This is a genomic window from Endozoicomonas sp. OPT23 (assembly GCF_009653635.1).
Lineage (GTDB): Bacteria > Pseudomonadota > Gammaproteobacteria > Pseudomonadales > Endozoicomonadaceae > Endozoicomonas_A.
Genome location: NZ_PPFD01000007.1, coordinates 1 through 921 on the forward strand (window position 1 = coordinate 1; position 921 = coordinate 921).

At 55.0% G+C, this 921-nt stretch carries 1 protein-coding gene; it reads right to left on the reverse strand.

What is annotated here, in order from left to right; all coding sequences use genetic code 11:
* A partial coding sequence (locus tag EOPP23_RS17215) for a hypothetical protein (protein WP_228550769.1) occupies nt 1-902 on the reverse strand: 902 nt, incomplete at its 3' end.
* Nucleotides 903-921 lie beyond the last annotated feature (19 nt).

Consider the following 921-nt stretch of genomic DNA (forward strand, 5'->3'; position numbering starts at 1 on the left):
GTGGTGGCAACCGTTACCGTGAAACCGGTCACTCCCGCCGGTACGGTAATCAGACCCGTATTGCTGTCATAGGTAACGTTATTACTGAACGACAACAGGCTGTAGTCGGTCGCTTCGGCTGGATCGCCGTTGGCACCGCCGCCCAGACTGAATGGGAAGGTCACGACACTGTCGGAACCGTTGCTCAGGGTCACGTTAAAGATCAGATCCTCAACACCCTCTTCGGCCTGAGCATTTTGCAGCTCGATGTCAGTTACTGTCGGCGCACCGTCATTATCAACAATGGTGCCGGTGGCAGTCTCACCACCAATACTCAGATCAACGGTTTCGTTGTTCTCGTCCAGGGTGTCGTCGGTGGTGGCAACCGTTACCGTGAAACCGGTCACTCCCGCCGGTACGGTAATCAGACCCGTATTGCTGTCATAGGTAACGTTATTACTGAACGACAACAGACTGTAGTCGGTTGTCTCGGCTGGATCGCCGCTGGCACCGCCGCCCAGACTGAATGGGAAGGTCACGACACTGTCGGAACCGTTGCTCAGGGTCACGTTAAAGATCAGATCCTCAACACCCTCTTCGGCCTGAGCATTTTGCAGCTCGATGTCAGTTACTGTCGGCGCACCGTCATTATCAACAATGGTGCCGGTGGCAGTCTCACCACCAATACTCAGATCAACGGTTTCGTTGTTCTCGTCCAGGGTGTCGTCGGTGGTGGCAACCGTTACCGTGAAACCGGTCACTCCCGCCGGTACGGTAATCAGACCCGTATTGCTGTCATAGGTAACGTTATTACTGAACGACAACAGACTGTAGTCGGTTATCTCGGCCGGATCGCCGCTGGCACCGCCGCCCAGACTGAATGGGAAGGTCACGACACTGTCGGAACCGTTGCTCAGGGTCACGTTAAAGATCAGATCCTCA